The sequence below is a fragment of the Tardiphaga robiniae genome (assembly GCF_013359755.1).
GTDB lineage: Bacteria > Pseudomonadota > Alphaproteobacteria > Rhizobiales > Xanthobacteraceae > Tardiphaga > Tardiphaga robiniae.
The window spans coordinates 118,714-134,940 of the sequence record NZ_JABMCJ010000083.1; the positions used below are offsets into that span (position 1 = coordinate 118,714).

Genomic DNA, 16,227 nt, shown 5'->3' on the forward strand with positions numbered 1-16,227 from the left:
CCGCATTTTCATCGCGCGCGTCTGGCAACGTCGGCGAGAGGTTGGCGGCGGTATCGACGCGCGATGCCGCACCACTCCGCTTGTTTCTGTCTCGCTCGCTTCTGACTCGCGCATTGGCCGGATATGTCTGACACTGTGACTGCTTCCCTTTCTCGCTGGGCTTTCGTTGGTGCCGCACTGGTTGGTGCGCTGTCGCTGGGCACTCCTGCATCGGCGCAGAACGGACCGCCCCCGGCCTATCCCGCGCAGCAGGTCTATCCGCCGAGTCAGGCGCAGCAGCAGGGCTCCGCCAATCCGATGTGCGGGCGCCTCGAGGCGCAGCTTGCGACCATCGATCGCGGCAACGGCCTCGATCCCGCGCGCGCCGAGCAGCTTCGCCGCTATGAGGACGCCGCGTCCAAGCAGCAGAGCGAGCTCGATCGCGTTTCGGCGCAGGCCAAGCGGATGGGCTGCGACAGTTCCGGCTTCTTCTCGCTGTTCAATGGCCAGTCGCAGCAGTGCGGCCCGGTCAACAACCAGATCCAGCAGATGCGCGGCAATCTGGATCAGATCACCAGCAATCTCGAACGCCTGCGCGTCGGCACGCCCGGCAGTTCGGACCGTGATACCCAGCGCCGCTCGGTGCTGCTGGCCCTCGCGCAGAACAATTGCGGCCCGCAATACGCCGCCGCTGCGCAGCGCGCGGCGCCGCAGAACTCAGGCCCCGGCGGTTTCCTGAGCAACCTGTTCGGCAACAACGAGCCAAGCCCCGGCGCGGCGCCGCTGGACGGCAATATGTCGCCCGTTCCGTCCGGCACCTATCGGACCGTCTGCGTGCGCACCTGCGATGGCTTCTATTTCCCGATCTCGTTCGCGACGATCCCGGCGCGTTTCGGCGATGACGAGCGGACCTGCAAGAATCTCTGCCCGGCCTCCGACGCCAACCTGTTCACCTATCGCAATCCCGGCGAGGATATGAACTCGGCTGTCTCGGTGTCGGGTCAGCCCTATTCGTCGTCGCCGAACGCTTTCAAGTATCGCACCGAATTCAACCCGTCGTGCTCCTGCAAGGCGCAGGGCCAGACATGGTCCGAGGCGTTGAAGAATGTCGACGACAAATCGGCAGCGGAGAATGGCGACATCATCGTCACCGAGGAACGTGCCAAGCGGATGTCGCAGCCGCAAAAGGGCACGCCTGCCGCCTTGAAGAAGGGCGCAGCACCGGAGGCGCCTGCAGCAGCAGTTCCCGCGCAACCGACGGCGCCGTCGACTCCTGGCCAGATCCGGACCGTCGGCCCGCAATTCCTGCCAAATAACGCGCCGCGTTAAGCCTCGTGTCCTCGCCCGGCCAGGCAGAGCGACGACGGCCCAGCCCTAGCGTCCAGCTTCGGACAACCTCCGAACGGTAGGCTCACGCCAAACCGCGAGGGTGTTCGGATGGTCTCGACTTATCTCAACTATAATATCGTCTCCCGCAATCTCACCCAATCGCTGACGCGGATCTCGCAACAGGCCACCGTCTCGCGGGATACGGCCTATTACAAGGAGAACATCGGCAAGGTGAAAACCGTCGATGATCTCCTGAACGACTATCGGCTCTATACCTATGCAACGACGGCCTATGGTCTGGAGGACATGGCCTATGCCAAGGCCTTCCTGCGCAAGGTGCTGGAAAGCGATCTCTCCGACGCCAACAGTTTTGCCAACAAGCTGAGCGACAAGCGTTACCGGGATTTCGCAGCGGCCTTCCCTTTCGGGACCACCAGCAGCAGCACCAACACCGCCCAGTCCGAGAACCAGGCCGACGACATGATCGGTCTGTACACGGCCGTAGCGCAGCGCGGGGTCGATGCCATCGACGCGAACAAGAACTACTACAATCTCACGATCGGAAAGATCACCAACGTCAATGGCCTGCTCGCCGACGACAAGCTGCGGGATTATGTTTTCTCGGCCTTCGGCATCGACAAGAATCGCTGGTCCCACGACACGATCAGCAAGGTGCTGAGCAGCGACCCGTCCGATCCGAACAGCTATGTCAATTCCGTTTGGGTGTCGCAGAAGGACGACATCAATGCGAATATCACCAAGGCCCAGGCAGCGATGCTCGATGCCGCCGGCAAGATCGACACATACATGGCGGCATTGAAACAGCCGGGCGCCGATATGGCCGATCTGCGCCGGAAGATCGATCTGGAGCGCACGCGCGGATCGATGAATGAGGTCAGTATCCTCAGCTATAAGGATGCGCTCAAGACGATCGACAGCTATGTGGCGCTTGCCGGCGCTTTCGAGTTCTCGCCCGACGGCACATTGCCCACCGGAACGTCTGCCCAGACAGCCGCGCAGCTGAGCGACACCCATACCAAATATGTCAACAGCCAGGGCGCGGCCTATCTCGCAGCGGATGAAAATTACGCGGCATCGCTGATCAAGCAGTATCGCGCGGGCATCGCCAATGTGACTACGGTCGATGCCTTTCTCAAGACGCCAAACGTCTATAATTTTGCTCTGAAATCATTTGGCCTCGATCCCGAAGAGGTTTCGCCGACGATCATCAAAAACGTGCTCAAAAGCGATCCGGACGATCCGAAGAGCTACGTGAACAAGCTGCACGACGAGCGATACGTTCAGCTCGCTCGGGCATTTAATTTCGACAGCAGCGGAAATATCACGACGCCTGTGGTGGCGCAGGACGCGGCGGAAGTCACCCAGGTGATGAAGGACTACATCATCGCCAAGACACGCTTCACGAAGGACAAGGAACAGGCCGAGCTGCGCAAGGCGGCCGACAAGGACGCGGTCTATTATCAGAAGAACATCGCCAATATCGAGAGCGTGAAGGATCTGCTTGCCGACAGGAAGCTCATCGACATCGCGCTCGTCGCCAAGGACCTCGACCCCGCCAAGGTGACCACCGCCGATCTGCGCAAGATGTTCGATTCCGACCTGAACGACCCCAAGAGCTTCGTCAACACGCAGAAGGATCCGCGTTTCGCGGAGCTGGTGGCCTCGTTCAATTTCGACGACGACGGCGAGATCGCGCGGCTGCCGAAATTCGGGCCGCAGACCCGCGACCAGTTCATGGAAATCCAGCACAAATATCTGCAGCAGACGCTGGAGACGCAGCAGGGCGAAAGCAATCCCGGCGTGCGGCTCGCGCTCTACTTCGAGCGCAAGGCGCCGAGCATCACCTCGGCCTATGACCTGCTTGCGGACAAGGCGCTGGCGGAAGTGTTCCGCACCATCTTCAGCCTGCCGGACGAGGTGGGCGCGATGGATATCGATCAGCAGGCCAAGGTGGTGGAGAAACACCTCAATCTGAAGGACCTCGCCGATCCCGCCAAGCTGGCCAAACTGCTGAACCGTTTCTCGGCGCTGTATGACATCAAGAACAGCACCAGCGCCGCATCCTCACCCGTCGTCACCCTGTTTCAGGGCGGTGGCGTCCTGAGCGATTCAACCTTTGCGGCGGTGGCCAAAACGGCGCGGTGACGGGATCACGCGCAGATACACGACGGGTTTGTAGGGCGTCATTCGCCCTACAGCTTCACTCAAACGCTTCGCTGGTGCCCCTGCCGGGCCGCGTCACCAGGTCCTCATCGGGCTTCGGCAACGGATTGGCCAGATCGCGAAACTTGTTGGTGATCGGATAGCGGCGATCCCTGCCAAAGTTCTTCCGCGTCACTTTCACGCCCGGCGCCGCCTGCCGGCGCTTGTATTCGGCGATGTTGAGCAGCCGATCGATGCGCGTCACGACGTCCTTCTCAAAACCGGCAGCGACGATCTCTGACAGCGGTTCCTCACGCTCGACCAGACGTTCGAGAATGCCATCAAGAATATCGTATGGAGGTAGCGAGTCCTGATCGGTCTGGTTCTCGCGCAATTCGGCCGTGGGCGGACGGATAATGATGTTGTTGGGGATCACTTCGCCATCAGGACCGAGCGCGCCTTCGGGCTTCCAAGAATTGCGCAGGGTCGAGATGCGGAACACCTGGGTCTTGTAGAGATCCTTGATGGGATTGAAGCCGCCATTCATGTCGCCATACAGCGTGGCATAGCCCACCGACATTTCCGACTTGTTGCCTGTGGTCACGACCATGGCACCGGTCTTGTTGGAGACGGCCATCAACAACGTGCCACGGGTGCGGGCCTGGAGGTTCTCTTCGGTGATGTCGCGCGCGAGACCCTTGAAGGTATCGGCGAGGATTTTCTCGAAACCATTCACCGCGCCCGCAATGGGCAGGACCTCGTAACGGAAACCCAGCGCCTTCGCGAGCTTGTCGGCATCGTCGAGCGACACCTGCGCGGTGTAGCGGAATGGCAGCATGATGCCGCGCACGCGGTCGGCGCCGAGCGCATCCACGGCGATCGCGGCGCAAAGCGCGGAGTCGATACCGCCGGAGATGCCCATCAGTACGCCGGGGAAGCCGTTCTTGTTGACGTAATCGCGCAAGCCAAGCACACAGGCGGCGTAGTCGCCCTCGTCGCCTTCCGGCACCGGTGCGATCGGTCCGTCGCAGCGCCAGTGGCCGTCGATCTTCTCGAATGTCAGCGTCGTGATGCTCTCGGTGAAGGACGGCAATTGTGCCCCCAGCGAGCGGTCGGCATTGAGCACAAAGCTCGCGCCGTCGAACACCAGTTCGTCCTGACCGCCGACCTGATTGAGGTAGACCATCGGCAGATGGCTCTCGGTAACGCGGGCGACCTGCACCGACAAGCGCAGATCCGTCTTGCCGCGGGCATATGGCGAACCGTTCGGCACGATCAGGATTTCGGCGCCGGTCTCGGTCAGCGTCTCGACCACGTCTTCGTAGTCGGCGGACTCTTCCATCCAGGTGTCTTCGCAGATCGGCACGCCGACGCGCAGACCGCGGATGGTGACGGGTCCCGAGACCGAGCCGCGCGCGAAGACGCGCTTCTCGTCGAACACACCGTAATTCGGCAGATTGACCTTGAAACGGATCGCGCTGATGCGGCCGTCGTCGAGCAGCGCGCAGGCATTGTAGAGCTTGCCGCCATCGACCCAGGGCGAGCCGATCAACACAGCCGGACCCCCGTCCGCGGTCTCGCGCGCCAGCTCCTCGATGGCCGCACGGCAGGCCGCCTGAAATGCCGGTTTCAGCACCAGATCTTCCGGTGGGTAGCCGGCGATGAACAATTCAGGAAACACGATCAGCGTCGCGCCGTCGGCTTTGGCCTGCGCCCGCGCAGCGCGCGCCTTGGCGGCATTGCCGGTGATGTCACCGACGATGGGATTGAGCTGGGCGAGTGTGACGGTGAAGCGCGTCAATTCTGTCATGGAAACATCCAAGCCTACCGGCTCACCCTTCGCAACTGCAGGATTAGAAGATGCCTATGCGCTCACCGAGCGCATACAGCCAGGTCATGCCGGCGATCACAAGTGCGACGCCGACGGCCGCCGATCCCATATCCTTCACACGCCCGATCTGCGGATCGTGTTCGGTGGTGAGCCGGTCGGCCAGTTTCTCGATGGCGGTGTTGAGCAGTTCGACGGTGAGCAGCAGCAAAACCACCGCCACCAGCTCGAGCCGACGCGCTGCGGTGGTGCCGATGAGAAATGACAGCGGCACCGCGAGGAGCAGTGCAAACAGCTCCTCGCGAATGGCCTGCTCCGATCGCGTCGCGAAGGTCAGGCCATTCCAGGTATTGATGCAGGCCCGCCAGAGGCGCGACAAGTTTAGAGACCCGATGCCACCGGCAGCGGCTCCGCCCTGTCGACGCGGGACGTCTTCAGCAATTCGGCGATCAGGAACGCCATGTCGATGGATTGCTCGGCATTCAGACGGGGATCGCAGACCGTGTGGTAGCGGTCGTTGAGGTCCTCGTCCGAAATGGCGCGCGCGCCACCGGTGCATTCCGTCACGTTCTGGCCGGTCATCTCCAGATGCACGCCGCCCGGATGGGTGCCTTCGGCGGCATGGATCTGGAAGAACGACTTCACCTCGGACAGGATACGATCGAATGGACGGGTCTTGTAGCCGGAATTCGACGTGATGGTGTTGCCGTGCATCGGATCGCACGACCATACCACCGAGCGCCCTTCCTTCTGCACCGCGCGGATGAAGCCCGGCAGATGCTCCCCAACCTTCTCGTGGCCGAAGCGGTTGATCAGCGTCAGGCGGCCGGGCTCATTGTCCGGATTGAGGACGTCGATCAGCTTCAGCAGTTCATCCGGCTTCAGCGACGGGCCGCACTTCAGGCCGATCGGATTCTTGATGCCGCGGAAGTATTCCACATGGGCATGATCGAGCTGCCGCGTACGGTCGCCGATCCAGATCATGTGGCCGGAGGTCGCGTACCAGTCGCCCGTCGTGGAATCGACGCGCGTGAAGGCCTGCTCATAGCCGAGCAACAGCGCTTCGTGGCTGGTGTAGAAATCCGTCGACCGCAGTTCCGGGTGGCTTTCCAGATTGAGGCCGCAGGCGCGCATGAAGTTCAGCGCGTCCGAGATGCGGTCGGCCAGTTCCTTGTAACGGCGCGACTGCTGCGAATCCTTCAGGAAGCCGAGCATCCACTGGTGCACGCTGCCGAGATTGGCGAAGCCGCCGGTCGCGAAAGCGCGCAGCAGATTCAGCGTCGCCGCCGACTGGCGATAGGCCATCAGCTGGCGCTGCGGATCGGGCACGCGGGATTCTGGCGTGAAGGCGATGTCATTGATGATGTCGCCGCGATAGCTCGGCAGCTCGACGCCGTTGAGCTTCTCCATCGGCGACGACCGCGGCTTGGCGAACTGGCCGGCGATACGGCCGATCTTCACCACGGGCAGCGCGCCGGCATAGGTCAGCACCACCGACATCTGCAGGAAGGCGCGGAAGAAATCGCGGATATTGTTGGCGCCATGCTCAGCAAAGCTCTCGGCGCAATCGCCGCCCTGCAGCAGGAAGGCCTCGCCGGCAGCCACGCGGGCGAGCGACTTCTTCAGATTGCGGGCCTCGCCTGCAAAAACCAGCGGCGGAAACGTGGCAAGCTGCGCCTCGACATCGCCAAGGGCCTTGAGATCCGGGTATTCCGGCATTTGCAGCACGGGCTTGCCGCGCCAGCTATCGGGCGTCCACCGCTCGGACATCACTTCTCTCCTGAAAACCGCGCTTTATGGCTGCGGAGGCCGCGTTATACACAGCACAGATGGGGATCGCCAGTTCGAAATCCACATTGCGCCCCAAGCCCTTGCAGCCAAAGCCGAATTCGCATTTGCTAGGCCCGGGTAAGGAACATATGGGACACCATGGGAGAAACTGCGGTGTCGGAGGCTGCACTGGACGACGCTTTTGCCGATGACATCACCTTCCAGGCGACCGACGGCTATTCGTTGGGCGCGACGCTATACCTGCCCCGCGGCGCCCGTACCCACGCGGTTCTGATCAATTCCGCAACCGCCGTTCCCCGCAAAATCTACAGAGGCTTCGCCAGCTACCTCGCCAGCCGCGGCTGCGCCGTGCTGACCTATGACTACCGCGGCACCGGGGATTCGCGGCCCAAGGCCGATCCCCTGTCCGACCGGTCGAACGCGCTGGTGGGCTTCAAGGCGTCCATGACCGACTGGGCTGCGCTCGATGTTACCGCCGCGGTGACCTGGATGCGCGAGCGCTACAAGACGATGCCGCTCGCCTTTGTCGGCCATTCCTTCGGCGGTCAGGCGCTCGGCCTGATCCCCAACAATTCCGAAGTGTCGCGCGCCCTGCTCATCGCGGCACAAGCCGGCACCTGGCGACTGATGACGCCGCCGGAGGGCTACCGCATCTATGCGCTGATGAAATTCGTCGGCGCGCCGCTGGCGCGCGTCATCGGCTATGCGCCCGGCAGGATAGGCCTTGGCTACGATCTGCCACGCGACGTGTTTCTGGAATGGGCCAATTGGGTGACCAGCGACCGCTATTTCTTCGACGACAGCAAATTGCGGGCACTCGTGAATTTTCCACGTTACCGCGGCGAGATGCGGGCCCTGAGCTTTTCGGACGATCCATGGGCGACACGCGCCGCCGTCGAAATGCTCTGCGCCGGCTTCACGTCGATCAAGCCGGAGATCGACAGTATCCGCCCCATCGAGGCCGGCTCGAAAAAGGTCGGCCATTTCGGCTTCTTCCGGCCGGAGCACCGCGACACACTGTGGCGCGGCGCGGCTGAGTGGATCCAGATGCAAGATTAGGGGCACATCATTGAAGCCGCAGATCATCGATCCGCCCTCATCCTGAGGAGCGGTCGTCTTCGACCGCGTCTCGAAGGATGGCCACAAACACCGATACGTTGCATCTCATGGTTCGAGACGCGCGCAAGGGCGCGCTCCTCACCATGAGGGCTGGTGTTACTCCGCGGCTTCGCGCACGTAGCGCGCGGTCGGCGTGCGCATCGTCACGAGTTCCTCGGCCGCACTCGGATGCACGGCCACGGTGGCATCGAAATCAGCCTTGGTGGCCTTCAGCTTCACGCAGATGCCCAGCACCTGGATGAGTTCGGCCGATTCCGGTCCGACGATATGGGCGCCGACCACGATATCCGTCGCGCCGTCGACCACCAGCTTCATCAATACACGGCTTTCGCTGCCGGAAATCGTCGATTTGATCGACCGGAAATTGGTCTTGTAGATATCGACGTGGCTGAAGGTGGCGCGCGCCTCTTCTTCGCTCATGCCGACAGTGCCGACTTCCGGCTGGGTGAACACCGCGGTCGGGATATTGCTGTGATCGACCTTCACGGTCTTCTTGCCGAAGACCGTATCGGCAAAGGCGTGGCCTTCGCGGATCGCCACCGGCGTGAGGTTGACCCGATTGGTGACGTCACCGACCGCGTAGATATGCGGCACATTGGTCTGCGAGAACTCATTGACGATGATGCCGCCATGGGCGGGCTTGAGTGCAACGCCAGCCTTCTCGAGACCGAGATTGGCGGTGTTCGGATTGCGGCCGATCGCGAACAACACCTGATCGGATGCGATGCTTGCGCCGCTGGACAGATGCGTCGTGAATTCGTGCCGGTGTTTCTCGACCTTGGTCACCGTGCAGCCGGTCAGGATGGTGATGCCATCCTTTTCCATCTCGCTGCGGACATGGGCGCGCACGTCTTCATCGAAGCCGCGCAGGATGTTGTCGCCGCGATAGATCACCGTCACGTCGGAGCCCAATCCTGCAAAGATGCAGGCAAATTCGAGCGCGATATAGCCGCCGCCCTGGATCACGATGCGCCTCGGCAGTTCGGGCAGATGAAACACCTCGTTGGAGGAAATCACATGCTCGATGCCGGGAATCGCCGGCCCATGATTGGGCGCGCCGCCGGTCGCAATCAAGATATGCTTGGCGTTCACCGTCTCGCCGGTGCCGAGGCGCAGCGTGTGCGGATCCTCGAACACTGCGCGGGTCTTGACGGTCGTCGCGCCGGTCTTCTCCACATTGGACTGATAGATGCCCTCGAGCCGGGCGATCTCCTTGTCCTTGTTGGCGATGAAGGTCGACCAGTCGAACGTCGCCGTCGGGATGGTCCAACCGAAACCGGCGGCATCGTCGATCTCGCGCTGGACATGCGAGGCATAGACCATCAGCTTCTTCGGCACGCAGCCGCGGATCACGCAGGTGCCGCCGAAGCGATATTCCTCGGCCACCATGACCTTCGCGCCGTAGCCGGCCGCGATACGGGCGGCGCGCACGCCGCCAGAACCACCACCAATGACAAACAGATCGACGTCGACGTCAGCCATGATCGCTCCGAACTGGGGGCTGAGACCCGGGATGACGGGCCTCAGCTTACGCCCTTAGATTTCCTTGCCGCGCTTGCGCATTTCAGCGCGGAACAGGCCGTTGACCTGCTCCGAAAACTGCTGCGCCCACTGCTGCATATAGGTCATGCTGGCGGAAATCGACTGGGGCTCCTGCACCAGAAGTTTCTGGCCGAGCGGCGACTTGTAGAAAGTCGCAAGGTCCTTCAACTCCGCCTCGGTGAAGTCGCTGGCATAGATCTTCGCCATCTGCTCGGTGATCTCCTTGTCGCGCCCGGCCATCGTCTGCGCGATGGTGATGGCGACCTCGTTGAGATCCTTCTGATAGTTCAGATTGCTCTGCAGCAGCGAATCCTTGACGCGCTGAACCATGTTCGGCACGGCATTGGCATACATCGCGCTGGCGTTCTTCATCGCCAGAATTTCCTTGGCGTAAGCGATCGCAGCTGGCGATGCCGGCTTGATCGGACGAGCCTGTCCTTCCGGAGATGCCTGCTGCGCGGAGACCGGCAGCGCGATCACTGCAACGCTGAGCGCCAGACCGGCGGACAGCAGCATGTGCGAGAGCTTCTTCATTCCAATTCTCCTTGATTGCGCCGTTACGGACGCTCGAAAACGCGAATTCCCTGCGATCCTGCCAGCATGGCGGTGCTTGCCAGACCGATAAACAAACCGTGCTCGACCACGCCCGGAATGGCGCCGAGCAGCCCGGCCAGTCGGGGCGCATCGGTGATGGTCCCGAGCCGGGCGTCGATGATCCAGTGGCCACCATCGGTGACGAAAGCATGGCCGTCCTTGCCGCTGCGAATGGCCATTTCGCCGTGCAACCCGCACTTGGCGAACACATCGGCAATCGCGCGGCGTGTGGCCGACAGGCCGAACGGGATCACTTCCACAGGCAGCGGGAAGCGGCCGAGGGTCGGCACCCATTTGGAATCGTCGGCGATGACAATCATGCGGTCGGACGCCGCCGCCACGATCTTCTCGCGGAGCAATGCGCCGCCGCCGCCCTTGATGAGATTCAGCGCCGGATCGACTTCGTCGGCACCGTCGACCGTGAGATCGAGCCGATCGACCTCGTCGAGTGTGGTCAACGGCACGCCGCAACGTTCGGCATCGGCCCGCGTGGCCTCAGACGTCGGAACGCCAATAACCTTGAGACCGCCCGCCACGCGTTCACCCAGCAGTTCGACGAAGTGCTTTGCTGTCGATCCCGTGCCGAGTCCGAGCTTCATGCCATCACGCACATGTTCGAGCGCCTTTGCGGCAGCCTGTCGTTTCAGCTCGTCCATATTCATCGGCGCAGCGGTCCTTGCGGTTCACAATCGGTCCCGCGGACGGGATGCGCCGCATATCTAGCGACGTTTGGGGGCAAGGAACAGGGCGAAGGACGTGCTTTCCCGGGGAATGCAGACCTGCATTCCAAGGGATGCCGGACCGCATCCGGGACCCCTTGCGGGATCGGCCGATGACCGGTAGCGATCCCTGCATGACAGATGCTTCCCCTGCTCCCCTCGTCGTTTTCGACCTCGACGGCACCCTCGTCGATACCGCCCCCGATCTCATCAGCGCGCTGAATCATGTGCTCCATCAGGAGGGGTTGGCCCCCGTCCCGCTGGAATCTGCGCGGAAAATGATCGGCCAGGGCGCCCGGCGCCTGATCGAACGCGGGCTCGAGCTTGAAGGGCGGGAAATGACCCCGGACGAGGTCACACGCCTGACCGGGGATTTCATCGCTTATTACGCGGAGCATATCGCTGACGAGTCGCGCCCCTTCGAGGGGCTGATTGGCGCGCTCGACGAGATGGCGGGGCGTGGCTACCGCTTCGCGGTTTGCACCAACAAGCTGGAATGGCTGTCGAAGCTGCTGCTCGACAAGCTGGAGCTGACGGACCGATTCGCGGCGATCTGCGGCGCCGACACCTTCGGCGTCGCGAAGCCCGATCCCGTCATCCTGCAGCAGACGGTAGCGCGTGCCGGTGGCGTGATGTCGTCCGTTGTCATGGTCGGCGATGCCGGCCCCGATGTCGGTGTGGCGCGGCGGGCCAACGTCCCGGTGATCGGCGTTACATTCGGCTATACCGATGTCCCGATTATCGAACTCAAGCCCGACATCGTGATCGACCATTTCCGCGATCTACCGACGACTGTCGACCGCCTGTTGCCACGCCGCCTCGCCTAGCCTGTTCAGATAATTGAGTTTCTCAGGTTGTTCGGCGGCTTCGTTAACCATCAATTAACTATAAGCGGCCTGCGTGTTGCGTCATATGTACGACGCTCCTATGGTTGCCGGGGGATGGCGGCTAGCCGCAAAACGTGACGGATATACCCATGCGTAGAGTAATAGTTTTGGCAGCGGCAGGCCTGAGCCTGGCCGGTTGCACGTCGTTCTCCATGGACGCATTCAAGTCGGCACCGGAACCGGTTACCGTACAATTCGACTCGGTTCCGCCCGGCGCAGAGGTGGTCACGTCGATTGGCCCGAGCTGCAAGACCCCGTGCTCGCTGCCTCTGGCAACGGAAACCGGGTTCAGCGCAACCTTTACCCTCGCAAAATTTCAGCCGATGACAGTTCCGGTGACCATTACCCGCGTTCCCGGGGACTTCACCTCGCCGGCACGGACCACGGTCGATCCGAGCCCGGTCGTCGCCGAGTTGCAGCCTGCGACACCGCCACGCCGCGCCCGCAAGGCTGCCAAGCGCGCAGCAGCGCCTGCCGCGGCCCCGGCGGCCGCCGCATCTGCGGCGGGCTCGCCGTTCCCCGCGCCTCGCTGATCCACCAAACATATACGTTGGCGTGATTGTGCCAGCTGCAACACGTGACTAGATTGAACGTGCGGCGTTTTTCGCCGCGCGAGCAATTCATGTTTTGCAGTCAGGCATCTGAATGACCGTCTCCGAGTTGAGCCCCGCCCTGGCCTCCTCTGCCATGACCGATCCGTTCGGTCGGCGGATCAACTATTTGCGTGTCTCGGTGACCGACCGCTGCGATCTGCGCTGCTTCTATTGCATGTCGGAAGACATGACGTTCCTGCCCAAGGCCGACCTGCTGACGCTGGAAGAGCTCGACCGGCTCTGCTCGGCGTTCATCGCCAAGGGCGTTACCAAGCTGCGGCTCACTGGCGGCGAACCGCTTGTCCGGCGCAACGTCATGGGCCTCGTGCGTTCGCTGTCGCGCCACCTCAAGACCGGCGCGCTGAAAGAGCTGACGCTGACCACCAATGGCTCGCTGTTGTCCAAATATGCCGCTGAGCTCGCGGATTGCGGCGTGAAGCGCATCAACGTCTCCCTGGACACGCTCGATCCCGCGAAATTCCGCGCCATTACGCGCTGGGGCGACCTCAACAAGGTGCTGGCCGGGATCGACGCGGCGCAGGCTGCGGGCCTGGCCGTGAAGATCAATGCCGTCGCCTTGAAGAACATGAATGAGGACGAGATCCCCTCATTGATCGAATGGGCCCACGGCCGCGATATGGCGCTGACGCTGATCGAAGTGATGCCGATGGGCGATATCGGCGAAGGCCGTATCGACCAGTATGTGCCGCTGTCTATGCTGCGCGCACGCCTCGCCAGTCAGTTCACGATGACCGATCTGCCCGACGATACCGGCGGTCCTGCCCGCTATGTTCGCGTTGCTGAAACTGGCGGCAAGATCGGCTTCATCACGCCGATGACCCATAATTTCTGCGAGGCGTGCAATCGCGTGCGCATCACCTGCACCGGAACGATCCATACCTGCCTGGGCCACGAGGATGCCTCCGACCTCCGCAAGCCGCTGCGGGCTTCCGCCGACAACGACCTCCTGAACGCCACGATCGACCGCGCCATCGGCCTGAAGCCGAAGGGGCATGATTTCATCATCGATCGCCGCCACAACCGGCCGAGCGTCAGCCGGCATATGAGCGTGACCGGGGGGTAACCCACCGGCGGTGCTCCGTCCTTCCCCCTCGACCAATGGCCTGCGACAAACCGTCAATTTCCGATTGACGATTGCATGACGCGCTGAAATGGTGCCGCCGAATTCTTTCGCCCAGCGGAAAAAGCTGCGCTTTCTCAGTGAGAAAGACGTGATGAGCGGACAGCGGGGCGACTTTCGGGGGGAACTGTGGACGTACTCAAATTCACACGTGCGATCGATGCACTGAGCGATGTGTTCGGCTTCATCGCCAAGTGGCTCGTGCTGCTTGCCTGCCTCGTCAGCGCCGGCAACGCCACGATCCGTTATCTCTTCAACTATTCGTCGAACGGCTGGCTCGAAATCCAGTGGTACATGTTCGCGGGCATCGTGTTCTTCGGCGCGGCGCAGACACTGCGCCTCAATGAGCATGTGCGCGTCGATCTGCTCTATTCGGCCGTCTCCGATCGCGCGCGGCTGTGGATCGACATCATCGGCCTCTGCATCTTCCTGCTGCCGGCGATGACATACCTCACTTACATGACGTTCCCGTTTTTCCTGAATTCCTGGAATTCGCAGGAAGTCTCCAGCAATGCGGGCGGCCTGATCCTGTGGCCGGTGAAGCTTGTGCTGCCGCTCGGCTTTGGTCTGCTGCTACTGCAGGGTGTGGCCGAACTCGCCAAGCGCATCGCCGCGCTCGCCGGCGTCGTCAAGATCGACACCCATTACGAAGCGCCGCTGCAATAGCGGCGTTCGCTTTTTCAGCCTCTCGCATTTCGACCAATCCGTTCGATAGAACCAGTTCGATAGTCAGGACCACCGATGTTTTCCTACGGCGTGTTCCCCCCGCTGATGTTCGGCACCATGATCTGCTTCATGGTGTTCGGCTTCCCGGTCGCCTTCTCGCTGGCCGCGGTCGGCCTGTTCTTCGGCATTCTCGGCATCTTCACCGGTCACTTCGATCCGTCCTTCCTGCAGGCGCTGCCGTTCCGCTTCTACGGCACGATCTCGAACGACCTGCTGCTGTCGATCCCGTTCTTCACTTTCATGGGCGCGATCCTCGAGCGCTGCGGCCTTGCTGAAGACCTGCTCGAAGGCACCGGCCAGCTGTTCGGCAAGATCCCCGGCGGCCTCGCTTATGCGGTGATCCTCGTCGGCGCCGTGCTCGGCGCCATCACCGGCACCGTTGCTGCTTCGGTCATCGCCATGGGCGTGATCTCGCTGCCGATCATGATGCGCTACGGCTACGACATGAAGCTCGCCACCGGCGTCATCGCCGCATCGGGCACCATCACGCAGCTCATCCCTCCGTCGCTGGTGCTGATCGTACTCGCCGACCAGCTCGGCCGTTCGGTCGGCGACATGTATCTCGGCGCCATCGGCCCTTCGATCATCCAGGTCGTGATCTTCATTCTCTATATCGTCGTATTGTCGATCCTGAAGCCGAGCGCGATGCCGCCGATCCCGGAACATGCGCGCGAGCCCATGAACTGGAAGCTCATCAGCCGTGTGCTGTGGGGCATGATCCCCTCGATCGTGCTGATCTTCCTCGTGCTCGGCACCATCGGCCTCGGCCTCGCGACGCCCACCGAAGCCGGCGCCATGGGCGCGGTCGGCGCGATGGTGCTCGCCGCGCTGCATCGCCGCCTGACCTGGCCGTTGATCGACCAGGCGATGACATCGACCATGCGCCTGACCTCGATGGTGGTGTTCATCCTAATCGGCTCGACCTGCTTCAGCCTCGTCTTCCAGGGCATGGATGGTGCGCGCTGGATCGAGCATCTGCTCACCGGCCTGCCCGGCGGCGCGATCGGCTTCCTGATCTTCGTGAACATCTTCGTGTTCTTCCTGGCGTTCTTTCTCGACTTCTTCGAGATCGCCTTCATCATCATCCCGTTGCTGGCGCCGGTCGCGGCAAAGCTCGGCATCGATCTCGTCTGGTTCGGCGTGCTGCTCTGCGTGAACATGCAGACGTCGTTCATGCATCCGCCGTTCGGCTTCGCACTGTTCTATCTGCGCGGCATTGCACCGCCCGAAGTGAAGAGCCGCGATATCTATCTCGGCGCACTGCCATGGGTCGGGATGCAGATCATCCTGGTGATCATCGTGATCTACTGGCCCGGTCTCGTGACCTACTGGATCGACAACACGGCTGTGGATACGTCCAACGTGAAAATCGAGATCCCGCAGATCGAGATGCCGGCAATGCCCGATTTCGGACCAGCAAAATAGCGGATAACGTTACTATTGCGCTTTACGATCAGGGGATAACCGATGCTGCATGAAGGAAGTTGCCATTGCGGCAACATCGCCTTTGAAGTCGAGGGCGACTTCAATTCGGCCATCGACTGCAACTGTTCGATGTGCCGGCGGCGCGGCGGCCTGCTCGCTTTCGTTCCACGCGACAAACTGGTGCTGAAGACCGCGAAAGAAAGCCTGTCGACCTATACGTTCAATCACCACGCCATTCAGCATCACTTCTGCAGCACCTGCGGCATTGCCCCGTTCGGCGAAGGAAAAGCCCCGAACGGAATGATGATGGCATCGGTCAATGTGCGCTGTCTGCCTGCGGTCGATCTGAGCGCTCTGAATATCCAGCAATTCGACGGCAAGGATCGCTAAC

General features: G+C 62.0%; 15 protein-coding genes. 9 read left to right on the top strand and 6 right to left on the bottom strand.

Features of this window, described 5'->3' with window-relative positions; translation table 11 throughout:
• Window positions 1-123: 123 nt before the first annotated feature.
• Together HP556_RS13730 and HP556_RS13735 are read left to right on the top strand one after the other, a co-directional pair.
• Window positions 124-1,308, top strand: a complete 1,185-nt coding sequence (locus HP556_RS13730) for a DUF2865 domain-containing protein (protein WP_175367379.1) — start codon at window positions 124-126, stop codon at window positions 1,306-1,308.
• A gap of 108 nt (window positions 1,309-1,416) precedes the next feature.
• A complete protein-coding gene (locus tag HP556_RS13735; protein WP_175367380.1) occupies window positions 1,417-3,474 on the top strand; it encodes a DUF1217 domain-containing protein in 2,058 nt (685 codons plus the stop codon).
• A 55-nt stretch (window positions 3,475-3,529) separates the two neighbouring features.
• Here the strand turns inward: HP556_RS13735 and HP556_RS13740 are convergent, their stop codons facing one another.
• From HP556_RS13740 to HP556_RS13750, 3 genes are read right to left on the bottom strand one after another with little or no spacing between them, the layout of a single operon-like run.
• Window positions 3,530-5,281 (bottom strand): NAD+ synthase, encoded by a 1,752-nt coding sequence (locus tag HP556_RS13740; protein WP_175367381.1) that lies wholly within the window; start codon window positions 5,279-5,281, stop codon window positions 3,530-3,532.
• Window positions 5,282-5,324: 43 nt separating this feature from the next.
• Complete coding sequence (locus HP556_RS13745) at window positions 5,325-5,678, bottom strand: diacylglycerol kinase (RefSeq protein WP_120291006.1); 354 nt, start codon at window positions 5,676-5,678, stop codon at window positions 5,325-5,327.
• 2 nt (window positions 5,679-5,680) lie between these two features.
• The gene (locus HP556_RS13750; protein ID WP_120291004.1) at window positions 5,681-7,069 is read right to left on the bottom strand and encodes a class II 3-deoxy-7-phosphoheptulonate synthase; all 1,389 of its coding nucleotides are present in this window, start codon (window positions 7,067-7,069) and stop codon (window positions 5,681-5,683) included.
• A gap of 159 nt (window positions 7,070-7,228) precedes the next feature.
• On the opposite strand from HP556_RS13750, the gene HP556_RS13755 reads away from it, so the two are divergent.
• Window positions 7,229-8,149, top strand: coding sequence for an alpha/beta hydrolase family protein (locus tag HP556_RS13755; RefSeq protein ID WP_175367382.1), 921 nt, complete (start codon window positions 7,229-7,231; stop codon window positions 8,147-8,149).
• Between the two features lie 156 nt (window positions 8,150-8,305).
• On the opposite strand, the gene gor is transcribed toward HP556_RS13755, so the two are convergent.
• Genes gor through rpiA form a run of 3 tightly spaced genes read right to left on the bottom strand, consistent with a single transcriptional unit; the run spans window position 8,306 to window position 11,007 of the window.
• Window positions 8,306-9,691, bottom strand: a complete 1,386-nt coding sequence (gene gor / locus HP556_RS13760; RefSeq protein ID WP_175367383.1) for a glutathione-disulfide reductase — start codon at window positions 9,689-9,691, stop codon at window positions 8,306-8,308.
• Window positions 9,692-9,745: 54 nt separating this feature from the next.
• A complete protein-coding gene (locus HP556_RS13765; protein ID WP_093758922.1) occupies window positions 9,746-10,285 on the bottom strand; it encodes a DUF2059 domain-containing protein in 540 nt (179 codons plus the stop codon).
• Between the two features lie 23 nt (window positions 10,286-10,308).
• Complete coding sequence (rpiA, locus tag HP556_RS13770) at window positions 10,309-11,007, bottom strand: ribose-5-phosphate isomerase RpiA (RefSeq protein WP_175367384.1); 699 nt, start codon at window positions 11,005-11,007, stop codon at window positions 10,309-10,311.
• 191 nt (window positions 11,008-11,198) lie between these two features.
• Here rpiA and HP556_RS13775 point away from each other — a divergent pair, with 191 nt between their 5' ends.
• The 6 genes from HP556_RS13775 (at window position 11,199) to HP556_RS13800 (ending at window position 16,226) form a co-directional block, all read left to right on the top strand.
• The gene (locus HP556_RS13775; RefSeq protein WP_175367518.1) at window positions 11,199-11,891 is read left to right on the top strand and encodes an HAD family hydrolase; all 693 of its coding nucleotides are present in this window, start codon (window positions 11,199-11,201) and stop codon (window positions 11,889-11,891) included.
• Window positions 11,892-12,040: 149 nt separating this feature from the next.
• The gene (locus tag HP556_RS13780) at window positions 12,041-12,484 is read left to right on the top strand and encodes a hypothetical protein (RefSeq protein WP_068730561.1); all 444 of its coding nucleotides are present in this window, start codon (window positions 12,041-12,043) and stop codon (window positions 12,482-12,484) included.
• Between the two features lie 112 nt (window positions 12,485-12,596).
• Window positions 12,597-13,628: a GTP 3',8-cyclase MoaA gene (moaA, locus tag HP556_RS13785; protein WP_175367385.1), complete on the top strand. Its 1,032-nt coding sequence runs from the start codon at window positions 12,597-12,599 to the stop codon at window positions 13,626-13,628.
• A 186-nt stretch (window positions 13,629-13,814) separates the two neighbouring features.
• Window positions 13,815-14,351 (top strand): TRAP transporter small permease subunit, encoded by a 537-nt coding sequence (locus HP556_RS13790; RefSeq protein ID WP_089267141.1) that lies wholly within the window; start codon window positions 13,815-13,817, stop codon window positions 14,349-14,351.
• A 75-nt stretch (window positions 14,352-14,426) separates the two neighbouring features.
• Window positions 14,427-15,836, top strand: a complete 1,410-nt coding sequence (locus tag HP556_RS13795) for a TRAP transporter large permease (RefSeq protein ID WP_120290994.1) — start codon at window positions 14,427-14,429, stop codon at window positions 15,834-15,836.
• Between the two features lie 42 nt (window positions 15,837-15,878).
• Window positions 15,879-16,226 carry a GFA family protein gene (locus HP556_RS13800; RefSeq protein WP_175367386.1) on the top strand — a complete coding sequence of 116 codons (348 nt, stop codon included), beginning with the start codon at window positions 15,879-15,881 and terminating at the stop codon, window positions 16,224-16,226.
• Window position 16,227: the final 1 nt, after the last annotated feature.

Bases quoted from the DNA above. Each gene is read 5' to 3' on its own strand.
- HP556_RS13730 (WP_175367379.1), top strand. From the start codon at position 124: ATGTCTGACACTGTGACTGCTTCCCTTTCTCGCTGGGCTTTCGTTGGT.
- HP556_RS13735 (WP_175367380.1), top strand. From the start codon at position 1,417: ATGGTCTCGACTTATCTCAACTATAATATCGTCTCCCGCAATCTCACC.
- HP556_RS13740 (WP_175367381.1), bottom strand. From the start codon at position 5,281: ATGACAGAATTGACGCGCTTCACCGTCACACTCGCCCAGCTCAATCCC.
- HP556_RS13750 (WP_120291004.1), bottom strand. From the start codon at position 7,069: ATGTCCGAGCGGTGGACGCCCGATAGCTGGCGCGGCAAGCCCGTGCTG.
- HP556_RS13755 (WP_175367382.1), top strand. From the start codon at position 7,229: ATGGGAGAAACTGCGGTGTCGGAGGCTGCACTGGACGACGCTTTTGCC.
- gor (WP_175367383.1), bottom strand. From the start codon at position 9,691: ATGGCTGACGTCGACGTCGATCTGTTTGTCATTGGTGGTGGTTCTGGC.
- HP556_RS13765 (WP_093758922.1), bottom strand. From the start codon at position 10,285: ATGAAGAAGCTCTCGCACATGCTGCTGTCCGCCGGTCTGGCGCTCAGC.
- rpiA (WP_175367384.1), bottom strand. From the start codon at position 11,007: ATGAATATGGACGAGCTGAAACGACAGGCTGCCGCAAAGGCGCTCGAA.
- HP556_RS13775 (WP_175367518.1), top strand. From the start codon at position 11,199: ATGACAGATGCTTCCCCTGCTCCCCTCGTCGTTTTCGACCTCGACGGC.
- HP556_RS13780 (WP_068730561.1), top strand. From the start codon at position 12,041: ATGCGTAGAGTAATAGTTTTGGCAGCGGCAGGCCTGAGCCTGGCCGGT.
- moaA (WP_175367385.1), top strand. From the start codon at position 12,597: ATGACCGTCTCCGAGTTGAGCCCCGCCCTGGCCTCCTCTGCCATGACC.
- HP556_RS13795 (WP_120290994.1), top strand. From the start codon at position 14,427: ATGTTTTCCTACGGCGTGTTCCCCCCGCTGATGTTCGGCACCATGATC.
- HP556_RS13800 (WP_175367386.1), top strand. From the start codon at position 15,879: ATGCTGCATGAAGGAAGTTGCCATTGCGGCAACATCGCCTTTGAAGTC.